This is a genomic window from Streptomyces sp. NPDC030814, from assembly GCF_055572155.1.
Map to the genome: position 1 here is coordinate 150,610 of NZ_JBVIDX010000016.1, position 22,319 is coordinate 172,928.

Consider the following 22,319-nt stretch of genomic DNA (forward strand, 5'->3'; position numbering starts at 1 on the left):
TGCGTGCATGCAGGCCACCGCATACTCCTACGACCCGGCCACCCGCTCGGGCCAGGTCCTCCTCGACGACGGCACGCCCGTCCCCTTCGACGCCCCGGCCTTCGACGCGGGCGACCTGCGCCTGCTCCGCCCCGGCCAGCGCGTCCGTATCGAGACGGAGGGCACGGACGAAGCCCTCCGCATCACTTTGATCACTTTGCAGACCTTCTGAGACAGGGCCGGGCCGAGGCCATGCCAAAGGGGTGCGGAGAAGGGACATTCTCAACCAACCCTTACCCCGGAATACGCCGCGGGCCGGGCTCCGACGAGGAGCCCGGCCCGGCGCGTGTGAGTACCCAGCGCCTCCCTGTTAACGGGCGGCAGTCTTCTTGGCCGTGGTCTTTCGAGCCGACGACTTCTTGGCCGGAGCCTTCTTCGCGGTGGCCTTCTTGGCCGGAGCCTTCGCCGCGGTGGTCTTCTTCGCCGCGGTCGACTTCGCCGCCGTGGTCTTCTTCGCCGCGGTCGACTTCGCCGCCGTGGTCTTCTTCGCGGTGGTCTTCTTCGCCGTCGTCTTCTTCGCCGCGGCGGTGGTCTTCTTCGCGGGCGCGGCCTTGCGGGCCGTGGTCGCCTTCTTCGCGGTGGTCTTCTTCGCGGCGGCCTTCTTCACCGTCGCCGAAGCGCCACCGCTCAGGCTGCCCTTGGGCGCCTTCTTGACGGCGACCTCGCCGCCGCGGGGCAGCTTCTTGGAGCCGCTCACCAGGTCCTTGAAGCCCTGACCTGCGCGGAAGCGGGGCACGGAGGTCTTCTTCACCCGAACCCGCTCACCCGTCTGCGGGTTGCGGGCGTAACGGGCGGGACGCTCGACCTTCTCGAACGAACCGAAGCCGGTGACCGAGACCCTCTCACCCGCGACCGTCGCCCGGACGATGGCGTCCAGGACGGCGTCCACCGCGTCGGCGGCCTGCTGACGGCCACCGAGCTTGTCCGCAATCGCTTCTACGAGCTGCGCCTTGTTCACGTCTTCCCCTTCGGAGACATCGCCAGAACGAAAGTGTTCAAGCTTTTCGCACGTTAGGCAGATATATACCGCAAATCAAACACGAAACGGGCTTATCACCCTTGTGCCGCAACGAACTCGGCTGTCACGGAGTGGCTTCAGCGTTCCCCGGTGGGCATTCGCCCCTCGTCGAGGTCCACGGTGAAGCTCTCCAGACGCCTTGCCGCGTCGGCGAGATCGTGCTTGGCCACGGCCGTAATGACCAGCAGCTTCCGGGTCAGCGCCATCCGTACGCCCTCCGGGACTTGCAGTGCGCGCACCCTTGCGTGCGCTTCCTTGAGTTGGCCCGCGACCGCCGCATAGAGCTCGAGTTGGCCGTCGTGTTCCATGCACAGATTGTGCCATCTGGGGCGAGTTGTCGCCTGCCCAGGGGGTAACTGCCGTCTCCCGGGGGCCTGTCGAGCACCCCCTTCCAATGCCGCACGATGATGCGCGTACCCCGGCAAACGCCTTTGTAACTGGGGGAGTTGAAACCTTTCTGCACCCCACTTCCAAGGTGCGTTACTCCAAACATGGCTGTACCCCCAACCGTGCACGATTGGGGGTACAGGGGGGTGTGGCGGTGGCTGGAATCCGTCGTGCCCGGGCCGTCCCGAGGGGCGGCCCGCGAGGCGGATCAGACTGGCAGCGTCCGCGGCTTGTACGACGGCCGCTTGGCCTCGTACGCGGCGATGTCGGCCTCGTTCTGGAGGGTGATGGAGATGTCGTCCAGCCCGTTCAGCAGCCGCCAGCGGGAGTTCTCGTCCAGCTCGAAGGAGGCGGTGATGCCCTCGGCACGCACCTGTCGGGTCTCCAGGTCGACCGTCACCTCGGCCTGGGGGTCCTTCTCGGTGAGCTCCCACAGCGAGTCCACGATCTTCTGCTCCAGCACGACCGTGAGCAGGCCGTTCTTGAGCGAGTTGCCGCGGAAGATATCGGCGAACCGGGACGAGATCACGGCCTTGAAGCCGTAGTTCTGCAGCGCCCACACGGCGTGCTCACGGGACGAGCCGGTGCCGAAGTCGGGGCCGGCCACCAGGACCGTGGCGCCCTTGCGCTCCGGCTGGTTGAGGATGAAGGTCTCGTCCTTGCGCCAGGCCTCGAACAGCCCGTCCTCGAAGCCGTCCCTGGTCACCTTCTTGAGCCAGTGGGCGGGGATGATCTGGTCGGTGTCGACGTTGCTGCGGCGCAGCGGGACGGCCCGGCCGGTGTGCTTGGTGAATGCTTCCATGACTCTCAGACTCCAGCGGGCGCGGGGGCGTCGGACAGGTCGGCGGGCGAGGCCAGGTGGCCCAGCACGGCGGTCGCGGCGGCGACCTGCGGCGAGACCAGGTGCGTACGGCCGCCCTTGCCCTGCCGGCCCTCGAAGTTGCGGTTGGAGGTGGACGCGGAGCGCTCACCGGGGGCCAGCTGGTCCGGGTTCATGCCCAGGCACATGGAGCAGCCAGCGTGCCGCCACTCGGCGCCGGCCTCCTTGAAGACGACGTCCAGGCCCTCGGAGACGGCCTGGAGACCGACCCGCGCGGAGCCGGGGACGACCAGCATCCGTACGCCGTCGGCGACTTTGCGGCCCTTGAGCAGGTCGGCGGCGGCACGCAGGTCCTCGATGCGGCCGTTGGTGCAGGAACCTACGAAGACGGTGTCCACCTTGATGGAGCGCAGCGGCTGTCCGGCCTCCAACCCCATGTACTCCAGGGCCTTTTCGGCGGCCAGGCGCTCCGAAGCGTCTTCGTACGAAGCCGGATCGGGGACGTCCGCGGAAAGCGGCGCGCCCTGGCCGGGGTTGGTGCCCCAGGTGACGAACGGCGACAGCTCGGCGGCCTCGATCACGACCTCGGCGTCGAACTCGGCGTCGTCGTCCGTCCTGAGGGTCTTCCAGTACGCGACGGCCGCGTCCCAGTCCTCGCCCTTGGGGGCGTGCGGGCGGCCTTCGAGGTAGTCGAAGGTGGTCTGGTCGGGGGCGATCATGCCCGCGCGGGCGCCGGCCTCGATCGACATGTTGCAGATGGTCATGCGGGCCTCCATCGAGAGCTTCTCGATGGCGGAGCCGCGGTATTCGAGGACGTAGCCCTGGCCGCCGCCCGTGCCGATCCTGGCGATGATCGCGAGGATCAGGTCCTTGGCGGTGACCCCGTCGGGCAGCTCGCCGTTGACCGTGATGGCCATGGTCTTCGGGCGGGCCATGGGCAGCGTCTGGGTGGCCAGCACATGCTCCACCTGGGAGGTGCCGATGCCGAACGCCAGACCGCCGAAGGCGCCGTGCGTGGAGGTGTGGGAGTCGCCGCAGACGACCGTCATACCGGGCTGGGTCAGACCCAGCTGCGGACCCACGACGTGGACGACGCCCTGCTCGACGTCGCCCAGCGGGTGCAGCCGCACACCGAACTCTGCGGCGTTCTTCCGCAGAGTCTCCAGCTGGACGCGGGAGACGGGGTCCGCGATGGGCTTGTCGATGTCGAGGGTGGGGGTGTTGTGGTCCTCGGTCGCGATGGTCAGGTCGAGCCGGCGGACCTTCCGCCCGCTCTTGCGGAGACCGTCGAAGGCCTGGGGGCTGGTCACCTCGTGCAGCAGGTGCAAGTCGATGAAGAGGAGGTCGGGCTCGCCCTCGGCGCGCCGGACGACGTGGTCGTCCCAGACCTTCTCCGCGAGTGTCCTACCCATCGCTTTCCCTCCGGCCGACGCGTCAACGCGTCGACCCAACTAGAGATCTCGGAGGTGGCGAGCGCGTGCGCATCCCCTCGTCGCGCGCGCCGGCCGCCGGGCTCGTCGGTCCGCGAGCCGCTGTTGTTCTGCTTCCAGAGTGGCAAGGTCCACGTGAAATTGAACTTGCGTTTCACAGAGTGAGACGCGAGTATCGTTTCATGGACAACAGTAGCGGCGTCGGCGTTCTGGACAAGGCGGCCCTGGTCCTGAGCGCTCTGGAGTCCGGTCCGGCCACCCTCGCGGGTCTGGTCGGGGCCACCGGACTCGCACGGCCCACGGCCCACCGCCTTGCCGTGGCTCTGGAACACCACCGCATGGTGGCACGCGACATGCAGGGCCGGTTCATCCTCGGCCCGAGGCTGGCCGAGCTGGCCGCGGCCGCCGGCGAGGACCGCCTCCTCGCCACGGCGGGCCCGGTGCTCACGCACCTCAGGGATGTGACGGGCGAGAGCGCCCAGCTCTATCGCCGCCAGGGCGACATGCGCATCTGCGTCGCCGCGGCGGAGCGGCTGTCCGGCCTACGGGACACCGTCCCGGTCGGTTCGACGCTCACGATGAAGGCCGGCTCCTCCGCCCAGATCCTCATGGCCTGGGAGGAGCCCGAGCGCCTCCACCGCGGTCTGCAGGGCGCCCGCTTCACCGCGACCGCCCTCTCCGGGGTGCGCCGCCGCGGCTGGGCCCAGTCGATCGGCGAACGCGAGCCGGGCGTCGCCTCGGTCTCGGCCCCGGTTCGCGGCCCCTCCAACCGCGTGGTCGCCGCGGTCTCGGTCTCCGGCCCCATCGAGCGCCTCACCCGCCATCCCGGCCGCATGCACGCCCAAGCGGTGATCGACGCCGCGGCCCGTCTCTCCGAAGCCCTGCGCCGCTCGGGCTGACCCTCTCCCAGCCGTACGACCATGAAAAGGCCTGCCTCAACGCCGCGGCAGGCCTTTTCTCGTGCTGTGGGCCGACCTTCGTCGGATGGCCGGCCGATCGTGTGCCCCTCGTCAGGCATTCGCCCGGCGATGGGCGAACCGCTCCTTCGCCGACCTCCCCCGCTTCTCGATCGGCAGCACCCCCGTGGCCGCCGCGAGGCCGAAGGCCGGCATGTCCGCGTAGATCGACTCGTACGACCCCTCCGGCACCACATACGTCTCATGCCAGAGGCCCACGTGGCCGCGGCCCTTCCCCTTGCGCTCCTTGCGGTTCATCGCCGCCCACGCCACGCGATGGAACGCGTCGGGCGCGTGCGCGTACCCGTAGAGCTTCTCCTTGGACTCCCAGTACTGGACGACGTAGTACGTCCGCGGCGAGGCCGTGAGCAGGACGGCGTTGAGCAGCCCACGGCCCGGGTCCTTGCGCAGCTCCCGCAGCATCCTGGGCATGGCCGCCAGTACCGGCATCCAGTGATGGACGGCCCAGAAGTGGTTGATGCGCACACCGATGAGCAGAACCACCACATCGCCCTCGGCGGCAGCGGTGGTCCGTCCGGCGACGACCGTCTTTCCCGACATGACTCCCCCTTATTGGTGAGCGGCACTATCCGACCTCTCATGCTTGGATAGTGTCACTTCCCAAGGAGGGGCGCAAGAGAAATGCGGCTGTCGGAGTTGAGCGCACGCAGCGGGGTGTCCACCGCGACGATCAAGTACTACCTGCGCGAAGGCCTGTTGGCGCCGGGCCGGCAGGTCAACGCGACGACCGCGGAGTACGACGAGGGGCATCTGCGCCGGCTGCGGCTGGTGCGGGCGTTGATCCAGGTGGGACGGGTGCCGGTGGCGAGCGCCAGGGAGGTGCTCAAGCACGTGGACGACGAGTCGCTGGGCCGCACCATCCGCCTCGGCGCGGCGTTGTGGGCGCTCCCCCAGGCCCCCGACCCGGACGAGGAGGATCCGGCCACGGCCGCCGCGACGGCGGAGGTGGACCGGCTGCTGGAGACGCTGGGCTGGGAGGCGGCGAGGGAGATCGGCGCGCTCTCGCCCGTGCACCGTTCCCTGGTGGCGCTGGTGGCCACGCAGATCCGGCTCGGTTATCCGTGCGACGCCGAAACCATGGCTCCGTACGCCGAGTTGATGCACCAGGCGGCGGCGCGGGATCTGGACCGCATGGAGACATACGAGTCCGACACGGAGATGGTGGAGTCGGCGGTCTCGTCGGCGGTGCTGTTCGAGCCGGTGCTGCGGGCACTGCACCGGCTGGCACAGGAGGAGGAGTCGGCACGGCGGTACGGGTTCGAGTGAGCGGGGCGCTCCGGGCGCATGGCGCGCCCCTGGACGCCCGCCGCCCGCCGCCCGCGCACGACGAAGGCCCTCCGCCGAAGCGAAGGGCCTTCTGTGAGGTACCCCCGACCGGATTCGAACCGGCGCTACCGCCTTGAGAGGGCGGCGTGCTAGGCCGCTACACAACGGGGGCGTGGAGCCTGCGTTTCCGCAGGTCCGAGCTGGTCTACCTGGACTCGAACCAAGACTAACTGAACCAGAATCAGTCGTGCTGCCAATTACACCATAGACCAATGTGGTTTAGACCAGTCAGTACCCCCGACCGGATTCGAACCGGCGCTACCGCCTTGAGAGGGCGGCGTGCTAGGCCGCTACACAACGGGGGCCCTAGCGATCCTGCATCGACGGTGGAGGGAGCTACCCTGACCACCTTCGCGGGAAGGATCTGTACCCCCGACCGGATTCGAACCGGCGCTACTGCCTTGAGAGGGCAGCGTGCTAGGCCGCTACACAACGGGGGCTTGCGGATATGATCCGCGGGCGCAGATAAGCTCTGCGAGCTGGCCTACCTGGACTCGAACCAAGACTAACTGAACCAGAATCAGTCGTGCTGCCAATTACACCATAGGCCACTGGAACGCAAGCCCCTGGGGGGATTTTGTTCTAGTTTGCGCTTCCGGTTCCGGCCTTTCGGCCCGCTCCCCGGCGGCGCAGAAAGAACATTACCCGAAGGTGGACGGCGCTCCAAAACGAGTATCCGAGCCGAGGATCGCGGGGAGTTCGGCGAGGGTGGCGATGCGGTGCGGTCCGACCGGCGGGTCCACGGTCGCGTAGAGGCCGCCGCGATCGATCCACACCGACAGCAGACCCGCCTCCGCGGCGCCCTGTCCGTCGATCTCCGGGTGGTCGCCGACGTACGCGACCTCGCTCGGGGGGAGGTCCAGGGACTCGCACGCGGCGTGGAACGCCTCGGCGGCCGGTTTGTGGACGCCCAGCTGCTCGGCGCACAGGACCGTCTCGAAGCGGTCCCACACACCGAGGGTACGCAGTTTGCGCTCCTGCACGGGGAGGCTGGAGTTGGACAGCACCGCGTGCCGGTGGGTCGCGGCGAGCGCGTCCAGGACGGGCAGGACGTCGGGGAAGAGCGCCCAGGCCCGCTCGTAGTGGACGATGTAGCGCTCGAACCAGGCGTCGGCCTCGGCGTCGGTCAGGGGTTCGCCGTGGAAGTCCCGCACCCGGTCGCGCCGGGTGGCCTCCCAGTCGCCGTGTCCCGCCGCGTACCGGCGCCAGTGCAGGCTCGTGAGTTCCCGCCAGCGGTCGAGGGCCTCGTCGACGGAGCCGTACCGGCGCAGCCCCTCCGCCGACAGGTGCTGCCTCATTCCGGTGCGGTCGGCCGTGGTGTAGTCGAAGAGGGTGTCGTCGACGTCCCAGACCACGGCCTTGATGTTCATGGTCCGACGGTAGCCCGAGGCCGGCCGTTCTGTCCGGCGGATGACGAAGGGGCGGCACCCGGAGTCCCGGGCGCCGCCCCTCACGCATGGGCGTTACGCGGCCAGCCTGGCCAGGGTCGCGTCGATGCGGGCCAGGGTCTTCTCCTTGCCCAGGATCTCCAGGGACTCGAAGAGGGGCAGGCCGACCGTGCGGCCGGTGACGGCCACGCGGACCGGGGCCTGGGCCTTGCCGAGCTTGAGGCTATGGGCCTCGCCGGCGGCCAGGACGGCCTCCTTGAGGGACTCGGCCGAGGTCCAGTCGGCGGACTGCAGCTTCTCCTTCGCGGTGCGCAGCAGCGCGTCGGAGCCTTCCTTCATCGCCTTCGTCCAGGACGCCTCGTCCTCGACCGGCTCCGGCAGGAACAGGAAGTCGACGTTCTCGGTGATCTCCGAAAGGACCTTCAGACGAGTCTGCGCGTGCGGGGCGATGGCCTGCCACTTGGCCTCGTCGAAGTCCTCCGGGGCCCAGGGGGCGAAGGGGGCCTTCAGCCAGGGGGCGCAGCGCTCGGTGAACTCCGTCACACTCAGCATGCGGATGTGGTCCGCGTTGATCGCCTCGGCCTTCTTCAGGTCGAAGCGGGCCGGGTTGGGGTTCACGTCGGCGACGTCGAAGGCGGCGACCATCTCCTCGATCGTGAAGATGTCCTTGTCCGCGGAGAGCGACCAGCCGAGGAGCGAGAGGTAGTTGAGCAGGCCCTCGGGGAGGAAGCCGCGCTCCCGGTAGAGGTTCAGGCTCGACTGCGGGTCCCGCTTGGAGAGCTTCTTGTTGCCCTCGCCCATCACGTACGGCAGGTGGCCGAAGGCCGGGATGTCCTTGGCGACGCCCAGGTCGATCAGTGCCTTGTAGAGGGCGATCTGACGGGGCGTGGAGGAGAGCAGGTCCTCGCCGCGCAGAACGTGGGTGATCTCCATCAGGGCGTCGTCGACCGGGTTGACCAGCGTGTAGAGCGGGGCGCCGTTGGCGCGGACGATGCCGTAGTCCGGCACGTTCTCCGGGGTGAAGGTCAGCTCGCCGCGGACCAGGTCGGTGAAGGTGATCGTCTCGTCGGGCATCCGGAAGCGGACGATCGGCTCACGGCCCTCGGCCTCGTACCGGGCCTTCTGCTCGGGCGTGACCTCGCGGCACTTGCCGTCGTAGCCGGAGGGCCGGCCGGCGGCGCGGGCCGCCTCGCGGCGCTCCTCCAGCTCGGACGCGGTGCAGTAGCAGTAGTACGCGTGACCGGCGTCCTGGAGCTTCCTGGCGATCTCCTTGTACGTCTCCATGCGCTGCGACTGCCGGTACGGCGCGTGCGGGCCGCCGACCTCGGGGCCCTCGTCCCAGGTGAAGCCCAGCCAGCGCAGCGAGTCCAGGAGCTGCTCGTAGGACTCCTCGGAGTCGCGGGCCGCGTCGGTGTCCTCGATGCGGAAGACGAACGTGCCGCCGGTGTGGCGGGCGAACGCCCAGTTGAACAGGGCCGTGCGGACCAGGCCCACATGGGGGTTGCCGGTCGGGGACGGACAGAAACGTACGCGGACGGAGCCGTTAGCCACGCTTGATCACCTTGTTGGTGAGAGTGCCGATGCCTTCGATGGTGACGGCGACCTCGTCGCCGACGTTGAGGGGGCCGACCCCTGCCGGGGTGCCCGTGAGGATGACGTCGCCCGGGAGCAGCGTCATGGCCTCGGTGATGTTGACGATCAGGTCCTCGATGGAGTGGACCATCTCGCTCGTGCGGCCGAGCTGGCGCTGACCGCCGTTGACCGTGAGCTGGATGGTCAGGTCCGAGGGGTCCAGTTCGGTCTCGACCCAGGGGCCGAGCGGGCAGGACGTGTCGAAGCCCTTGGCCCGCGCCCACTGCTTCTCGCGCCGCTGGACGTCACGGGCGGTGATGTCGTTGGCACAGGTGTAGCCGAAGATCACGTCCTTTACGCGTTCGCGCGGGACCTCTCGGCACATGCGGCCGATGACCACGGCGAGCTCGGCCTCGTGGTGGAGCTCCTGCGAGAAGGACGGGTACTGGATCTCGTCGCCGGGGCCGATCACCGAGGTGGCCGGCTTGAAGAAGGCGAACGGGGCGTCGGGGACCTCGTTGCCCAGTTCGCGAGCGTGCTCGGCGTAGTTGCGGCCGAAGGCCACGACCTTGTTGGGGAGCACCGGCGGCAGCAGCCTGACCTTGCTCAGCGGGACCTTCGTACCGGAGAGCTCGAAGTCCGTGAACGGAATGCCCTTGATGATGTCGAGGACGAGCTCGTCCGGCTTGTCGCCCTCGACCGCTCCGAAGGCTACGTTCCCGTCGATGGAGAACCTGGCGATGCGCACGGGATCCTCGTGCCCCTTAACTGAGCTGGCTGGAGTCTGACGCTCCAGGCTAACGCGGCAAGGGGGGCCGGCCTCGCGTATTTGAGGGGGGCGCGGCCGACCGCGGCACGGGAAAGGGCGCCCTGGTCGTGATGCCGGGCGCCCCTTGTCCGTGTAGCTGACGGAGCCGTTCTGCTCATTCAACGGATCCGTCGTGAGCACAGGACGGATTCTGTCCGTACTTGAGTCTGCAACTACTCAGCGGCCTGGACGGGGACCTTCATCAGGACCGTCCGGCGGGGGTTGGCGGTCTGGGAGGGGAGGTCGGCGGAGTGCTCCTGCTCCGGCGTGCGCAGGTCCTCGGCGTCGGCGAGGTGGGCCAGCGTCGTGCGCCGGGGGTTGGCTATCGTGCGGAACATCATCGTCGTCTTCACTGTTGTCCAGGACCTCGTCGTGAGCGGGCGCCGGGCCGGACCGCAAGGGCCGCCCCACAAGCGCGGGTTGTCGGATTCGGCATCCATGTAAAGCGTCAGGCTAAACATCCGATTCCCGGCCCAGGGCGCCGAGAAGGCATGATCACCGTGTGAGTTTGCTCACCTACTCATGGGCAAATAGGGCAATCCGGATTCTCGCCCCACCCTGACAAAACGGATATCAGCCAACTGAATCAGGCATTCCGCTCCTGATCATGGCGACTGGGACACCCCCTCCCCACCCCTATATCGCGGGGGTTTGCCCGCTTTACGGCGAATCGGCTTCGACGTCCGGTGACAACTCCCTCACGTGCTGTCACTGTGAACAGACCGTTATCCGTTGGCCTTGTTGCAGATCCGGCACTGTGCTGGAATTCCACGGACCGCCGCAGGATCGTGCCGGCGCGCAGGGGCGCAAAGCAGCGCCTGGCGGCGGCGGAAGGGGGAGCCAGCGCCGGTCACTCACGACCACAAACAGGGGACGTAATTCAGGGCGCCCCCAAGACGCCGACACCGTCCCGCCGTTCATTCGGTGGGGCGCCTGGTCCAGAGGTTGCGACGCTAGTGCAGGGACGTTTCAAGAGGGATGGCAGCGCTTCGGCGGAGCCGGAGCCACACATCGGAACCGGGAACGGTTCCTCCCCCCAGCACGCCCAGAACCCGGGTCCGGCGGAGATCGGCGACGGCGGTGAGCGCTCCGGGCGCACCGGCGCGTCAGCTCCTCCCGTGCAGCCCGGCAAGCCCAAGGGCGACACGGCCGGCGTGACCGGTCCCGGATCACGAGTAGCCCTGCGCAACTGGCGCATCTCCACTCGTCTCGTCTCGCTGCTCGCCCTCCCCGTGGTCGCGGCGACCTCGCTGGGCGCACTGCGCATCGGCGACAACGTGGACGACATCCAGCAGCTCGACAACATGCGGCTGCTGACCGACATGACCAAGCAGGCGACCGAGCTCGCCGACGCGCTGCAGAACGAGCGTGACCTCTCCGCCGGTCCCCTCGCCCAGGGGCTCGACGCCAGCGACTTCACGGTCAAGGGCGCCCGCGAGAAGACCGACCAGGCCCGCGTCCAGTTCGCCGACTCGACCCAGGAAGCCGACAGCTCGAGCACCGCCCAGAACCTTCCCGGCGTCCGCGACAGCCTCGTCCGTGTCGTGCGTGAGCTGAACAACCTCAACAGCATCCGCAACAAGGCCTACGCCGACCCGAAGAACTCCACGCAGACGGTCGAGGCCTATCACCGTCTGATCGTCCAGTTGCTGGAACTCTCCCAGGACATGGCGGAGGCCACCAGCAACCCGGACATGATCAAGCGCACCCGCGCCCTGGCCGCGTTCTCGTCGGCCAAGGAATACGCGTCCGTGCAGCGCGCGGTCATCGCGGCGGCCCTGCCGGAGAACAAGGACACGTTCGGCACCCTCTCCGAGAACGACCGGCTCTACGCGAGCTCGGCACTGGCGAACGAGGAGTCCGACCGCACCGCCTTCTCGGACATCTACGGCGACGGCGCAGAGGAGCTCACCAAGCCCATCGACGACGCCAGCCCGACCATCGAGGCCGCCGACCTCTACGCGGACCGGGTGCTCGCCAGCGCCGGCGGTCTGCGTGGCCAGGACAAGCGCTCGTACAAGGACTGGACCGACGTCTCCGGGACCAAGATCGAGCGGATGGAGAAGATCGAGGGATCGCTCCTGGAGGAGATGGAGCAGACCGCCCGTAACCTCCGCGCCGACGCCGAGCAAGAGGCGATCATCTCCGGTGCGCTGATCCTGCTCGTCCTCGGTGTCTCCCTGGTCGGCGCGTTCGTCGTGGCGCGCTCCATGATCCGCTCGCTGCGCCGGCTGCAGGACACGGCGACCAAGGTCGCCCAGGACCGGCTGCCCGAGCTGGTCAAGCAGCTGTCGGAGTCGGACCCGCAGGACGTCGACACCTCCGTCGAGTCCGTCGGTGTGCACTCCCGGGACGAGATCGGCCAGGTGGCCGCGGCCTTCGACGACGTGCACCGCGAGGCGGTCCGCCTCGCCGCCGAGCAGGCCCTCCTCCGGGGCAACGTCAACGCGATGTTCACCAACCTCTCGCGCCGCTCCCAGGGCCTCATCCAGCGTCAGCTCTCGCTCATCTCCGAACTGGAGTCCCGCGAGGCCGACCCGGACCAGCTGTCCTCGCTGTTCAAGCTCGACCACCTCGCCACCCGCATGCGCCGTAACGGTGAGAACCTCCTCGTTCTCGCCGGTGAAGAGCCCGGCCGTCGTTGGACCCGCCCCGTCCCGCTGGTCGACGTGCTCCGCGCCGCCGCCTCCGAGGTGGAGCAGTACGAGCGCATCGAGCTGGCCGCCGTGCCGACCACCGAAGTGGCCGGCCGCGTGGTCAACGACCTCGTGCACCTCCTCGCCGAGCTGCTCGAGAACGCGACCTCCTTCTCCTCGCCGCAGACGAAGGTCAAGGTCACCGGTCACGCGCTGCCCGACGGGCGGGTGCTGATCGAGATCCACGACACCGGTATCGGCCTCTCCCCCGAGGACCTCGCGGCGATCAACGAGCGGCTCGCCTCGCCGCCCACCGTGGACGTGTCCGTCTCCCGCCGCATGGGTCTGTTCGTGGTCGGTCGTCTGTCGCAGCGCCACGGCATCCGCATCCAGCTGCGTCCGTCGGACTCGGGCGGTACGACCGCGCTGGTCATGCTTCCCGTGGACGTGGCGCAGGGCAACAGGAAGCCCGCCTCGGGCAAGCCCGGCCAGGGTGCTCCCTCCACCGGTGGTCCCGCTGCCGCGCAGGCCGCGGCCGGTGCCGCCGCCGCGCGTCGCCAGACCGGCCAGTCGGGTCCGCAGCTCGGCGGAGGCCCCTCCGGTGGCGGTCTGCTCGGTGGCGCCCCGCAGCGCGGGCAGGTCGGTGCCGGTCAGGGTCCGCGCGCCGCGCTGCCCGGCAACCCGAGCGGTCCGGGCAACCCCGGTGGTCAGCGTGGTCCGCAGGGCGGTCCGCCGATGCCTCCGCAGGGCGGTCGGCCGGCTCCGGCCGGTGCCGGTGCCGGTGCGTTCGGCGGCGGTCAGGCCCCGGGCGCCCCGCAGGGCCTCCAGGCCGCCGGGACCAGTGGCCCCGACACCAGGAACTTCGAGAACTTCAACGACTCCGGACGCCAGGGCGGCTTCGCCGGCGGCGGCTCGGGCCTGCGTCCGGGCGGCAGCTTCGGTGACGGCGGTGCGCCGCGTCAGGGCGGCTCCGGTGACAGCGGTCCCGGTGCTGTACCCCCGAAGCAGGGCAAGGAACGTCCCGGCAGGCGCCGTCCGCAGCTCCCCGGCCGCGGTGGCCCGCGCGCCGAGCTGCCCGGCGGCAACGCCCCGCGCACACCGAGCTGGAGCGACGAGAACGCTCAGCCGCCGGTGCCGCGCGCCTCGCTGGACACCCCGCGCGGCCACGACGAGCGTCCTGATGTCACGGCACCGATGCCGAGGGTCGACCCGAACCAGGGTCCGGCCTCGACCTCGCAGTTCCCCCGCCCCGACTACGACGCCCCGGGCGCCGGACAGGGCGGCACCGGATCCTTCACGCGCACCGACGTGTACGGCGGGTCCGGTGCACCGCCGGCGCCTGGTGGCCCGTCCCGTGGCTCCGAGGACCCCGCGTCCACCGGCCGGTTCGCCACGGCGGGCTACGACGGCTCCGGCACGGGGCAGTTCCCCGTCCCGAGCCGGCAGAACCCGCAGAACACCAGCCAGCACAACGCCCCGGACACCGGTCAGTTCGGCGTCCTCGGACGGCAGAACGGCCAGGGCGGCGGGCAGTACGACCCGTCCGGCCGGCAGAACCCGCAGGACACCGGTCAGTTCGAGCGTCCGCCGGTCAACGGCGAGAACTTCGGCGGGCCCCGCCAGCCGCAGCGACCCCCGATGCCCCCGCAGCGCCCCGCGCGCCCGCAGGAGCCGGAGGCACTGCCGCCGGCCGCGGGCCCCGGCGACGGCCGTACCCCGCTGTACGACACGCTGGAGACCAACTGGTTCCACGGTCAGGGCGGCCAGGGTGGTCAGCAGCGGCAGCCGGGCAACGGCGTCGCTCCGCAGCGGCCTGTCCAGGCCCCCGAGACCCCGCCCGCTCCCCAGCGGTCGGCGGCCTCCGCCGCGCCGGCCTCCAGCGCCTGGCGCAGCACCCCCAATGACGACCTGGTCCGCCAGGCCGAACGCGTCCGTCAGCCGTCGGCGGGCGGGGTCACCACCTCCGGCCTGCCCCGTCGGGTCCCGCGCGCGAACCTCGTGCCGGGCACGGCTCAGCAGCAACAGCACCAAAGCGGTCCGCAGGTCTCCCGTGCGCCTGATGACGTACGCGGCCGGCTGACCAATCTCCGTCGGGGTATCGCACAAGGTCGTCAGGTCGGCAACGGCCAGACCGGCAGCTTCCCGAACCCCACTCACCAGCAGGAGCGTTAGTTGAGCCAGATGAGCCAGGCGGCACAGAATCTCAACTGGTTGATCACCAACTTCGTGGACAACACCCCCGGGGTGTCCCACACCGTCGTCGTGTCCGCCGACGGTCTCCTCCTGGCGATGTCGGAAGGGTTCCCGCGCGACCGAGCCGACCAGCTCGCCGCCGTCGCCTCCGGGCTCACCTCGCTCACGGCCGGGGCGTCCCGGATCTTCGAGGGCGGGACCGTGGCCCAGACGGTGGTGGAGATGGAGCGCGGCTTCCTCTTCCTCATGTCCATCTCGGACGGCTCGTCCCTGGCCGTCCTGGCCCACCCCGAGTGCGACATCGGCCTTGTCGGCTACGAGATGGCGCTGCTCGTCGACCGTGCGGGCGCCGTGCTCACACCCGACCTGCGCGCCGAACTCCAAGGCAGTCTGCTCCACTGACGCCTGCGGATCCACAGAACTCACCAAATCACCGTCCGGCCGACACAGTCCCCCCACCGGCCCCCGTCAGACGGCACGACTGACCGACTTGCTGTCCCGCTCGGAGGATCAATGACCCCGCCCACCGCTCCTCACGATCCGTACGCAGAGCCGTACGGAGACGAGGGCGACCAGCCGCTGGTTCGGCCGTACGCCATGACCGGTGGCCGGACGCGGCCGCGATACCAGCTCGCCCTCGAGGCGCTGATCAGCACGACGGCAGACCCCGCCCACCTGATGGGGCTGCTTCCCGAGCACCAGCGGATCTGTCACCTGTGCCACGAGGTGAAGTCGGTGGCCGAGGTGTCGGCCCTGCTGTCCATGCCGCTCGGTGTGGCACGGATCCTCGTCGCGGACCTCGCGGAGGCCGGACTCGTCGCGATCCACCAGCCCGGTGGCGACGAGAACGCCGGTGGCGCGCCGGACGTGACTCTGCTGGAAAGGGTGCTCAGTGGACTTCGCAAGCTCTGAACAGGGTCGGGCCACCACCTCCGCGAAGATCGTGGTGGCCGGTGGCTTCGGCGTCGGCAAGACCACGTTCGTGGGTGCCGTCTCCGAGATCAACCCGCTGCGCACCGAGGCCGTCATGACCTCCGCGTCCGCGGGTATCGACGATCTGACCCACACCGGGGACAAGACCACCACCACGGTGGCCATGGACTTCGGCCGTATCACGCTCGACCAGGACCTGATCCTGTATCTGTTCGGCACGCCCGGCCAGGACCGGTTCTGGTTCATGTGGGACGACCTGGTCCGCGGCGCCATCGGCGCCGTCGTCCTGGTGGACACCCGCCGTCTCGCCGACTGCTTCCCCGCGGTCGACTACTTCGAGAACAGCGGGCTGCCCTTCGTCATCGCGCTCAACGGCTTCGACGGGCAGCAGCCGTACACCCCGGACGAGGTCCGGGAGGCCCTGCAGATCGGGCCCGACACCCCGATCATCACGACGGACGCCCGCCATCGCGCGGACGCCAAGAGCGCGCTGATCACGCTTGTCGAGCACGCGCTCATGGCCCGACTGCGATAGGACACGGCGCGGAAGCACCGCACCTGGGCCCAAAATACGACCCAAGTCCACAACTTCATACGGCAGTTGTCGTAGATACACCGATGCCGACTGTGTCGTTTGACACGGTCGGCGTCGGTGTTCATAACGTTTCGACAGAGAAATAGGGTGGTACGACCACGCGTCGCGGTCGATCAGTACCGCTGCGCTCACAATGTCCCCGCTTTTTGCCGGGGCTCGCTCTGTTTGACCGTTTTATCTGGGACTTACATCACGCGGAATCGTTGCCTCCCAGTGTTTGGAACTGCGCAACGTGACGTGCTGGAATGCCTGAACTGCCCAATAGTCAAAGACGTACTAGGGCGTGGAGTCACCCGCGGCACGACGTAGGTGCCGGCGCCGAGAGGTTGTTGGTCGAGTGAGGCGAAGCAAGAAAGGTCCCGAGCCGTCGGCGCGGGGCAACTTCACCCCGCCGCCGCGCGGAGCGGCACCCGCACAAGTGACCGGACCGGAGCCGACGGCAGCTCCCGCGCCGAGCGGAAGTCGTCTCTCCCCTCGCAACTGGCGGGTGCCCACCCGTCTGAACGCGATCCTGCTCATACCCGTGCTGGTCGGCCTCGTCATGGGCGGCTTCCAGGTGAAGAGCTCGATCAACACCTGGCAGGAGGCCCGCGACGCGGAGAAGGTGGCCAAGATCGTGGCCGCCGCCGGCGCGTACGCCGAGGCCCTGCTCAATGAGCGCGACCTCTCCGCCGAGCCGCTGCTCCAGGGCAAGCGGGACAGCGACATCGTCAAGGACGCCCGCGCCTTCACCGACGAGAAGGCCGACGCCTTCCACACCGAGGTCGTGGGGATGCCCGACGGCCAGGGCCTGGAGCGCCGCCTCCGCCTGGTCGAGGAGGCCGAGCCGCAGCTCGACAGGATCCGGCAGACCGCGTTCACCCGCGCCGCCGACCCCGTGCAGACCGAAGAGGGCTACGTCGCCGTCGAGCACCTGCTGATGGAGTTCTCCAACGAGCTCGGCCTCGGCACCGGCAACGTCACCGCCTACGGCCGTTCCGTCTACGCGATCGCCCTCGCCAAGGGCGCCGCCTCCCTCCAGCGCGCCATCGGCATGCACCTGCTGATCCGCCCCAGCGAGGACGAGGCGACCTTCCGCCGCCAGGTCACCGCGTTCACCTCGTACGCCTATCTCGAGAACGTCGCCATCCAGGAGTACGTCTCCGGTGGTACCGAGGCGGACGCCGCCCGGCTCCAGCAGGTCCTCGAGCAGAAGGAGGCGGAGGGGAAGAAGCAGGTCACCGACGCCGCGGCCGCCGCCAAGGCCAAGGGGCAGGACTTCACCCCGCCGCCCTCCTCGATGCTGAAGATGATCGAGGCGATAGGCAGCGGGCGGACGCCCGACGAACTGAAGACCCAGGGCATCACCCCGGCCACCTGGATGGCCGCCTCCACCCTCAAGTTCGAGGGGTACAGCGAGGTCGAGACCGAGCTGATCAACCGCGCGGTGGACGAGGCCGGCACGATCGCCTCCGACGCCCAGCGCGACGCCTACGTCAACGGCGCGATCGTCGTGGTCGCCCTGCTCGCCGCGTTCATCATCGCCGGGATCATGGCCCGCCAGATGAGCCGCTCGATGCGCCAGCTGCGCAACGCCGCCTTCGGCATCGCCGAGCAGCGCCTGCCGATGTTGGTCGACCAGCTCTCGCGCACCGACCCCGGCCGGGTCGACACACGGGTGGCGCCGATCCCGATCAGCACCACGGACGAGATCGGCGAGGTCGCCCGCGCCTTCGACCAGGTCCACCGCGAGGCCGTCCGGCTCGCCGCCGAGCAGGCCCTGCTGCGGGGCAACATCAACGCGATCTTCACCAACCTGTCGCGCCGCAACCAGTCGCTGATCGAGGGCCAGCTGACCCTCATCACCGACCTGGAGAACAACGAGGCCGACCCGGACCAGCTGGAGAACCTCTTCAAGCTGGACCACCTCGCGACCCGTATGCGCCGCAACGGCGAGAACCTCCTCGTCCTCGCCGGCGAGGAGCCCGGCCGCCGCTGGGACCAGCCGGTCCCGCTGATCGACGTGCTGCGCGCCGCCTCCTCCGAGGTGGAGCAGTACGAGCGCATCGAACTGTCCGGTGTCCCCGAGGCCGAGATCCACGGCCGTGCCGTCACCGACCTCGTGCACCTGCTGGCCGAGCTGCTGGAGAACGCCACCACGTTCTCCTCCCCGCAGACCAAGGTCCGCGTCACCGCGACCCGTCTGCCCGACGGCCGCGTGATGATCGAGATCCACGACAAGGGCATCGGCCTCACCGCCGAGGACTTCGCGGACATCAACCACAAGCTGGCCAACCCGCCGACCGTGGACGCCGCGATCTCCCAGCGCATGGGCCTGTTCGTGGTCGGCCGCCTCTCCGACCGCCACGGCATCCGCGTCCAGCTCCGCCCCTCCGGCGAGCAGGCGGGCACGACCTCCCTGGTCATGCTCCCGGACGTCATCACCCACGGTGGCGGTGGCGAGCACCAGCCGGCGGACCAGTTCACGGTCTCCCAGATCATCCCGGAGCAGCACGCGTTCCAGCAGCAGCAGAGCGCACCGATGCGCACCGCCGCTGAGCTGGGCTTCGACGACAGCCGCTACGAGATACCCAACGACATCCGCGAGCTGGACCCGGTGGGCCGCTCCCTGATGCGTGAGGAGCGCCGTGCGGCCCTGGAGGCCCAGACGCACGGTCAGAGCCCGCAGGCGGCCATCGAGGCCCCGCACTACGGTGACGACTTCCAGGCACCCGAGCCGTCCTACGACAACGGCGCGACGGCCTATGCGGACCCGCAGCGGGCCTACGACCAGCAGACGGCGTACGAGGAGCCGCAGCAGCCGTCGTACGACGAGGCGTACTTCGGGCAGGGAGGCGCCGCACAGAACGGAAACGGGCATCTGCCGAGCGGGAACGACACGTTCTCCGCCACCGGTGGTTACCCGGAACCCGCCTATGCGGAGCCCGCGCAGGAGGAGCACGCTCCGACGGCCCCGGAGACCTACTCGGGCTTCGAGGAGTCGTCCTATCAGGACGACTGGCCGCAGCAGCAGGACTACCAGAGCGGCTACCGCTCCGAGTACGCTCCAGAACCGGAATCTTCGCAGGCCGCTGACGTGAAGGAGCCGGACCGCGTAGGCTTCGACCATCCGGGATCCAACCCCTCCGCCGGCCACGCGCTGACCGACGCCGGCCTGCCCCGCCGCGGCTCCACCGCGAGCGCGGGCGGCACGAGCGCGGGCGCCGTGAACGGACGTCAGGATGTGTCCCGGGACCAGCCGACGACCGGGGGGCCGAACGGCGACTGGCGCTCGGCCAACGACGAGCGCTGGCAGCAGGCGTCCCAGTTGAAGAAGCCGAAGGCGGGCGGGGTCACCTCCTCCGGCCTGCCGCGGCGGGTTCCCAAGGCCAATCTGGTCGAGGGGGCCGCCACGGCGACCCCGCAGGGAGGTCCACAGATCTCCCGCGCCCCCGAGGATGTCCGGGGCAGGCTGAGCAACCTGCGCCGGGGTGTCCAGCGAGGGCGCAACGCAGGCAGTGAAACGAACGGCCAGGGCTTCGGTCCTGACAGCACCTACAACCAGGAGCGTTAGTGTGAGCCCGATGAGCCAGGCGGCACAGAACCTGAACTGGTTGATCACCAACTTCGTGGACAACACCCCCGGGGTGTCCCACACGGTGGTGGTCTCCGCCGACGGACTCCTTCTGGCGATGTCCGAAGGGTTTCCGCGTGACCGAGCCGACCAGCTGGCGGCCGTCGCGTCGGGTCTGACCTCTCTGACCGCGGGTGCCTCCCGCATTTTCGAAGGTGGCAGCGTCAATCAGACGGTTGTGGAGATGGAGCGGGGATTCCTGTTCATCATGTCCATTTCCGACGGTTCCTCGCTCGCCGTTCTTGCCCATCCGGAAGCCGACATCGGCCTCATCGGGTACGAGATGGCCCTTCTGGTGGACCGCGCCGGCACGGTGCTGACGCCCGATCTTCGTGCGGAACTCCAGGGCAGCCTGCTCAACTAACAGTCAGACGGTGCGTTTTGGCGTCCCGGGGCCGTAAGGTTTCGGGACGCGGCTTCCAAATGAGCCATGGATGCCAGCACGGTCGGAGGAGGAGAGAACGTGGCAACACCCCCAGGCGGTTCATCGTCGGGCAACTGGTCCTACCCTGGCCAGGGGCCGGGCCAGGGTGACCAGAATCGGTACAACTTCCCCTCCGCACCGAGCCGCCAGCAGCCGTACGCACCGCAGGGCCCCGGCCCTTCGCCGTACGACCAGCCGCCGGCGCCGCGCATCCAGCCGGTACAGCCGCAGCGCCGCACCCCGGAGCCGTCTCCCGCGGGGGCGGCGAGCAACCCCCTGGTGCGCCCGTACGCCATGACGGGCGGCCGCACCAGGCCGCGCTACCAGCTCGCCATCGAGGCGCTGGTGCACACCACCGCGCAGCCGCACCAGATGCAGGGCCAGCTGCCCGAGCATCAGCGGATCTGCAACCTCTGCCGGGAAATCAAGTCGGTGGCCGAGATCTCGGCCCTGCTGACGATCCCTCTCGGCGTGGCCAGGATCCTCGTCGCCGACTTGGCGGAGGCGGGCCTGGTCGCCATCCATCAGCCCGGCGGCGACGAGAACGCCGGTGGCCAGCCAGACGTGACACTGCTCGAAAGGGTGCTCAGTGGACTTCGCAAGCTCTAGCGGCGGTCCTTCCCGCTCCACCACCTCAGCGAAGATCGTGGTGGCGGGTGGCTTCGGCGTGGGCAAGACCACGTTCGTCGGGGCCGTCTCGGAGATCAACCCGCTGCGTACCGAGGCCGTGATGACGTCCGCTTCCGCGGGCATCGACGACCTCACCCACACCGGAGACAAGACGACGACGACCGTCGCCATGGACTTCGGCCGTATCACCCTGGACCAGGACCTGATCCTGTACCTGTTCGGCACGCCCGGCCAGGACCGGTTCTGGTTCATGTGGGACGACCTGGTCCGCGGCGCCATCGGCGCGATCGTCCTCGTCGACACCCGGCGGCTGGCCGACTGCTTCCCGGCGGTCGACTACTTCGAGAACAGCGGGCTTCCGTTCGTCATCGCCCTGAACGGCTTCGACGGGCAGCAGCCGTACAACCCGGACGAGGTCCGGGAAGCCCTGCAGATCGGGCCCGACACCCCGATCATCACGACCGACGCGCGGCACCGGGCCGACGCGAAGTCGGCGCTGATCACTCTGGTCGAGCACGCGCTGATGGCGCGCCTGCGGTAGGTCTGCGACGCTCAGCCGTACGAAGGGGCCCCTCGTTGAGAGGGGCCCTTTTCGTGTTGCCGGGGTCCCGCCCGTCGCCGTGGGCGGCGGGTCAGGCCGGCGACTGCGGGCTCGTCGTGGTCGGTCGCGCAGTTCTCCGCGCCCCTGGGCGGTGCTGGGCGGCGGCTGTGAGGATCCCCTGGATCGAGCCCATGCCGTGGCGGTTCTCCATGCTGGAGAGGGCTGCCACCTCCAGCAGGAGGGGACGCAGGTCCACTCCGGCCTCGGCGGCCCGCCGGCCCAGGTCGCGGAGGGTGACCAGTTCGTCTCTCGTGTCGTGGCCGAGGTCACGGGCCGAGAGCAGGAGCAGCTCCCGGCGGAAGGACTCCGGGGTGCGGGCGGGTGGCAGGCCCGTGGCCCAGGTGAAGGAGTCGCACCGGCACAGGAGGGCGCGAACGGCGGCGCGGGTCGGCTCGTCGGTCTGTTCGTAGAGGTCGAGGAGGTCGGAGAGGGCGTTCTCGGCCTGTGCGCGGACGTCGGCCTCGTCGAGGGGGCGCGGACCCTCTCGCAGGTGGGTCTCCCGGTCCGGGTCGGCGAGGTCCACGGGGCGGCGGGCGATCGGTCTCAGCAGCGCGTCGACATGCACCACGGTCTCCTCCAGCTCGGCCGGTACGCCCATGTCCTCTCCCCCTCGCCGGTTCGTCCGGCCGCCCTACGCACGCGAAAGCCCCGGCCGCTCCCCTTCTCGGGGGCGCCGGGGCCTTCGTACGGCTGGGTGCCGCGGTGTCAGCGCCAGCTGTGCGGGGCGCGGAAGCCCGGCTCGCGCTCCAGGCGGCGCCAGCCGGCGCGGGCGCGGCCGCGGTGGGCCGGGGCCTCGGTGGGCCGGGCGGCCGCGCGGGCGAGGAGCAGCGCGGTGATCGCGGCCACTTCCTCGGGTTCGGCGTGGCCCTTTTCGACGCGGATATCGGGCAGGTTCATGGGTGTCAGTCTCCGTGGATGAGGTTTCCGCA

Annotated in this window: 22 protein-coding genes and 5 tRNA genes; 11 read left to right on the plus strand and 16 right to left on the minus strand. The window is 69.5% G+C overall.

Going from position 1 to position 22,319, the window contains the following annotated elements; all coding sequences use genetic code 11:
* Positions 1-7: 7 nt before the first annotated feature.
* Positions 8-211 (plus strand): hypothetical protein, encoded by a 204-nt coding sequence (locus ACZ43N_RS29085; protein ID WP_468101685.1) that lies wholly within the window; start codon positions 8-10, stop codon positions 209-211.
* A gap of 138 nt (positions 212-349) precedes the next feature.
* On the opposite strand, the gene ACZ43N_RS29090 is transcribed toward ACZ43N_RS29085, so the two are convergent.
* The 4 genes from ACZ43N_RS29090 to leuC form a co-directional block, all read right to left on the minus strand.
* The gene (locus tag ACZ43N_RS29090) at positions 350-997 is read right to left on the minus strand and encodes an HU family DNA-binding protein (protein WP_159773391.1); all 648 of its coding nucleotides are present in this window, start codon (positions 995-997) and stop codon (positions 350-352) included.
* A 137-nt stretch (positions 998-1,134) separates the two neighbouring features.
* Positions 1,135-1,365, minus strand: a complete 231-nt coding sequence (locus ACZ43N_RS29095) for an SCO5555 family protein (protein WP_055512544.1) — start codon at positions 1,363-1,365, stop codon at positions 1,135-1,137.
* Between the two features lie 287 nt (positions 1,366-1,652).
* On the minus strand, positions 1,653-2,246 hold the full coding sequence (gene leuD / locus ACZ43N_RS29100) for a 3-isopropylmalate dehydratase small subunit (RefSeq protein WP_468101687.1): 594 nt from the start codon (positions 2,244-2,246) through the stop codon (positions 1,653-1,655).
* A 5-nt stretch (positions 2,247-2,251) separates the two neighbouring features.
* Positions 2,252-3,676 (minus strand): 3-isopropylmalate dehydratase large subunit, encoded by a 1,425-nt coding sequence (gene leuC, locus ACZ43N_RS29105; protein ID WP_468101688.1) that lies wholly within the window; start codon positions 3,674-3,676, stop codon positions 2,252-2,254.
* Positions 3,677-3,876: 200 nt separating this feature from the next.
* Here leuC and ndgR point away from each other — a divergent pair, with 200 nt between their 5' ends.
* Positions 3,877-4,593, plus strand: a complete 717-nt coding sequence (ndgR, locus tag ACZ43N_RS29110) for an IclR family transcriptional regulator NdgR (RefSeq protein ID WP_009320373.1) — start codon at positions 3,877-3,879, stop codon at positions 4,591-4,593.
* Between the two features lie 111 nt (positions 4,594-4,704).
* Here the strand turns inward: ndgR and ACZ43N_RS29115 are convergent, their stop codons facing one another.
* Entirely contained in the window at positions 4,705-5,211 is a 507-nt protein-coding gene (locus ACZ43N_RS29115; RefSeq protein ID WP_468101690.1) for a DUF4188 domain-containing protein, read from the minus strand.
* 81 nt (positions 5,212-5,292) lie between these two features.
* On the opposite strand from ACZ43N_RS29115, the gene ACZ43N_RS29120 reads away from it, so the two are divergent.
* On the plus strand, positions 5,293-5,937 hold the full coding sequence (locus tag ACZ43N_RS29120; RefSeq protein WP_468101691.1) for a MerR family transcriptional regulator: 645 nt from the start codon (positions 5,293-5,295) through the stop codon (positions 5,935-5,937).
* A gap of 99 nt (positions 5,938-6,036) precedes the next feature.
* Here the strand turns inward: ACZ43N_RS29120 and ACZ43N_RS29125 are convergent.
* The 9 genes from ACZ43N_RS29125 to ACZ43N_RS29165 form a co-directional block, all read right to left on the minus strand.
* Positions 6,037-6,109 (minus strand) — tRNA-Glu (locus ACZ43N_RS29125).
* A gap of 28 nt (positions 6,110-6,137) precedes the next feature.
* Positions 6,138-6,209 (minus strand) — tRNA-Gln (locus ACZ43N_RS29130).
* A gap of 20 nt (positions 6,210-6,229) precedes the next feature.
* Positions 6,230-6,302, minus strand: a tRNA-Glu gene (locus ACZ43N_RS29135).
* A gap of 62 nt (positions 6,303-6,364) precedes the next feature.
* Positions 6,365-6,437 (minus strand) — tRNA-Glu (locus ACZ43N_RS29140).
* 39 nt (positions 6,438-6,476) lie between these two features.
* Positions 6,477-6,548 (minus strand) — tRNA-Gln (locus tag ACZ43N_RS29145).
* 90 nt (positions 6,549-6,638) lie between these two features.
* Complete coding sequence (locus ACZ43N_RS29150; RefSeq protein ID WP_468101692.1) at positions 6,639-7,367, minus strand: HAD family hydrolase; 729 nt, start codon at positions 7,365-7,367, stop codon at positions 6,639-6,641.
* Between the two features lie 93 nt (positions 7,368-7,460).
* A complete protein-coding gene (gene gltX, locus ACZ43N_RS29155; RefSeq protein ID WP_468101694.1) occupies positions 7,461-8,936 on the minus strand; it encodes a glutamate--tRNA ligase in 1,476 nt (491 codons plus the stop codon).
* Positions 8,929-9,705, minus strand: a complete 777-nt coding sequence (locus ACZ43N_RS29160) for a fumarylacetoacetate hydrolase family protein (RefSeq protein WP_468101696.1) — start codon at positions 9,703-9,705, stop codon at positions 8,929-8,931. Before ACZ43N_RS29160 ends, gltX begins: the two co-directional genes overlap by 8 nt.
* Before the next feature lie 233 nt (positions 9,706-9,938).
* Positions 9,939-10,118, minus strand: a complete 180-nt coding sequence (locus ACZ43N_RS29165; protein WP_468101697.1) for a hypothetical protein — start codon at positions 10,116-10,118, stop codon at positions 9,939-9,941.
* Between the two features lie 603 nt (positions 10,119-10,721).
* On the opposite strand from ACZ43N_RS29165, the gene ACZ43N_RS29170 reads away from it, so the two are divergent.
* From ACZ43N_RS29170 to ACZ43N_RS29205, 8 genes are all read left to right on the plus strand, one after another.
* Positions 10,722-14,573, plus strand: coding sequence for a sensor histidine kinase (locus ACZ43N_RS29170; protein ID WP_468101699.1), 3,852 nt, complete (start codon positions 10,722-10,724; stop codon positions 14,571-14,573).
* Between the two features lie 9 nt (positions 14,574-14,582).
* Positions 14,583-14,996 (plus strand): roadblock/LC7 domain-containing protein, encoded by a 414-nt coding sequence (locus tag ACZ43N_RS29175; protein WP_037654657.1) that lies wholly within the window; start codon positions 14,583-14,585, stop codon positions 14,994-14,996.
* A gap of 111 nt (positions 14,997-15,107) precedes the next feature.
* Positions 15,108-15,506: a DUF742 domain-containing protein gene (locus ACZ43N_RS29180; RefSeq protein WP_009314205.1), complete on the plus strand. Its 399-nt coding sequence runs from the start codon at positions 15,108-15,110 to the stop codon at positions 15,504-15,506.
* Entirely contained in the window at positions 15,487-16,062 is a 576-nt protein-coding gene (locus tag ACZ43N_RS29185) for a GTP-binding protein (RefSeq protein ID WP_055714096.1), read from the plus strand. Before ACZ43N_RS29180 ends, ACZ43N_RS29185 begins: the two co-directional genes overlap by 20 nt.
* Before the next feature lie 397 nt (positions 16,063-16,459).
* Positions 16,460-19,675: a sensor histidine kinase gene (locus tag ACZ43N_RS29190; RefSeq protein ID WP_468101701.1), complete on the plus strand. Its 3,216-nt coding sequence runs from the start codon at positions 16,460-16,462 to the stop codon at positions 19,673-19,675.
* A gap of 10 nt (positions 19,676-19,685) precedes the next feature.
* A complete protein-coding gene (locus ACZ43N_RS29195) occupies positions 19,686-20,099 on the plus strand; it encodes a roadblock/LC7 domain-containing protein (RefSeq protein ID WP_004983065.1) in 414 nt (137 codons plus the stop codon).
* 99 nt (positions 20,100-20,198) lie between these two features.
* A complete protein-coding gene (locus tag ACZ43N_RS29200) occupies positions 20,199-20,768 on the plus strand; it encodes a DUF742 domain-containing protein (RefSeq protein ID WP_141568630.1) in 570 nt (189 codons plus the stop codon).
* Positions 20,749-21,330 (plus strand): GTP-binding protein, encoded by a 582-nt coding sequence (locus ACZ43N_RS29205; protein ID WP_009314218.1) that lies wholly within the window; start codon positions 20,749-20,751, stop codon positions 21,328-21,330. Before ACZ43N_RS29200 ends, ACZ43N_RS29205 begins: the two co-directional genes overlap by 20 nt.
* Before the next feature lie 91 nt (positions 21,331-21,421).
* On the opposite strand, the gene ACZ43N_RS29210 is transcribed toward ACZ43N_RS29205, so the two are convergent.
* Positions 21,422-21,988, minus strand: coding sequence for a hypothetical protein (locus ACZ43N_RS29210; RefSeq protein WP_468101702.1), 567 nt, complete (start codon positions 21,986-21,988; stop codon positions 21,422-21,424).
* A gap of 107 nt (positions 21,989-22,095) precedes the next feature.
* Positions 22,096-22,287 carry an acyl-CoA carboxylase epsilon subunit gene (locus ACZ43N_RS29215; protein WP_468101703.1) on the minus strand — a complete coding sequence of 64 codons (192 nt, stop codon included), beginning with the start codon at positions 22,285-22,287 and terminating at the stop codon, positions 22,096-22,098.
* Between the last annotated feature and the right edge of the window lie 32 nt (positions 22,288-22,319).

Coding starts and splice junctions, on each gene's coding strand:
- leuD (WP_468101687.1), bottom strand. CDS start 2,246: ATGGAAGCATTCACCAAGCACACCGGCCGGGCCGTCCCGCTGCGCCGC.
- ACZ43N_RS29085 (WP_468101685.1), top strand. CDS start 8: ATGCAGGCCACCGCATACTCCTACGACCCGGCCACCCGCTCGGGCCAG.
- ACZ43N_RS29175 (WP_037654657.1), top strand. CDS start 14,583: ATGAGCCAGGCGGCACAGAATCTCAACTGGTTGATCACCAACTTCGTG.
- ACZ43N_RS29210 (WP_468101702.1), bottom strand. CDS start 21,988: ATGGGCGTACCGGCCGAGCTGGAGGAGACCGTGGTGCATGTCGACGCG.
- ACZ43N_RS29120 (WP_468101691.1), top strand. CDS start 5,293: ATGCGGCTGTCGGAGTTGAGCGCACGCAGCGGGGTGTCCACCGCGACG.
- ACZ43N_RS29150 (WP_468101692.1), bottom strand. CDS start 7,367: ATGAACATCAAGGCCGTGGTCTGGGACGTCGACGACACCCTCTTCGAC.
- ACZ43N_RS29195 (WP_004983065.1), top strand. CDS start 19,686: ATGAGCCAGGCGGCACAGAACCTGAACTGGTTGATCACCAACTTCGTG.
- ACZ43N_RS29180 (WP_009314205.1), top strand. CDS start 15,108: ATGACCCCGCCCACCGCTCCTCACGATCCGTACGCAGAGCCGTACGGA.
- ndgR (WP_009320373.1), top strand. CDS start 3,877: ATGGACAACAGTAGCGGCGTCGGCGTTCTGGACAAGGCGGCCCTGGTC.
- ACZ43N_RS29115 (WP_468101690.1), bottom strand. CDS start 5,211: ATGTCGGGAAAGACGGTCGTCGCCGGACGGACCACCGCTGCCGCCGAG.
- ACZ43N_RS29215 (WP_468101703.1), bottom strand. CDS start 22,287: ATGAACCTGCCCGATATCCGCGTCGAAAAGGGCCACGCCGAACCCGAG.
- ACZ43N_RS29095 (WP_055512544.1), bottom strand. CDS start 1,365: ATGGAACACGACGGCCAACTCGAGCTCTATGCGGCGGTCGCGGGCCAA.
- leuC (WP_468101688.1), bottom strand. CDS start 3,676: ATGGGTAGGACACTCGCGGAGAAGGTCTGGGACGACCACGTCGTCCGG.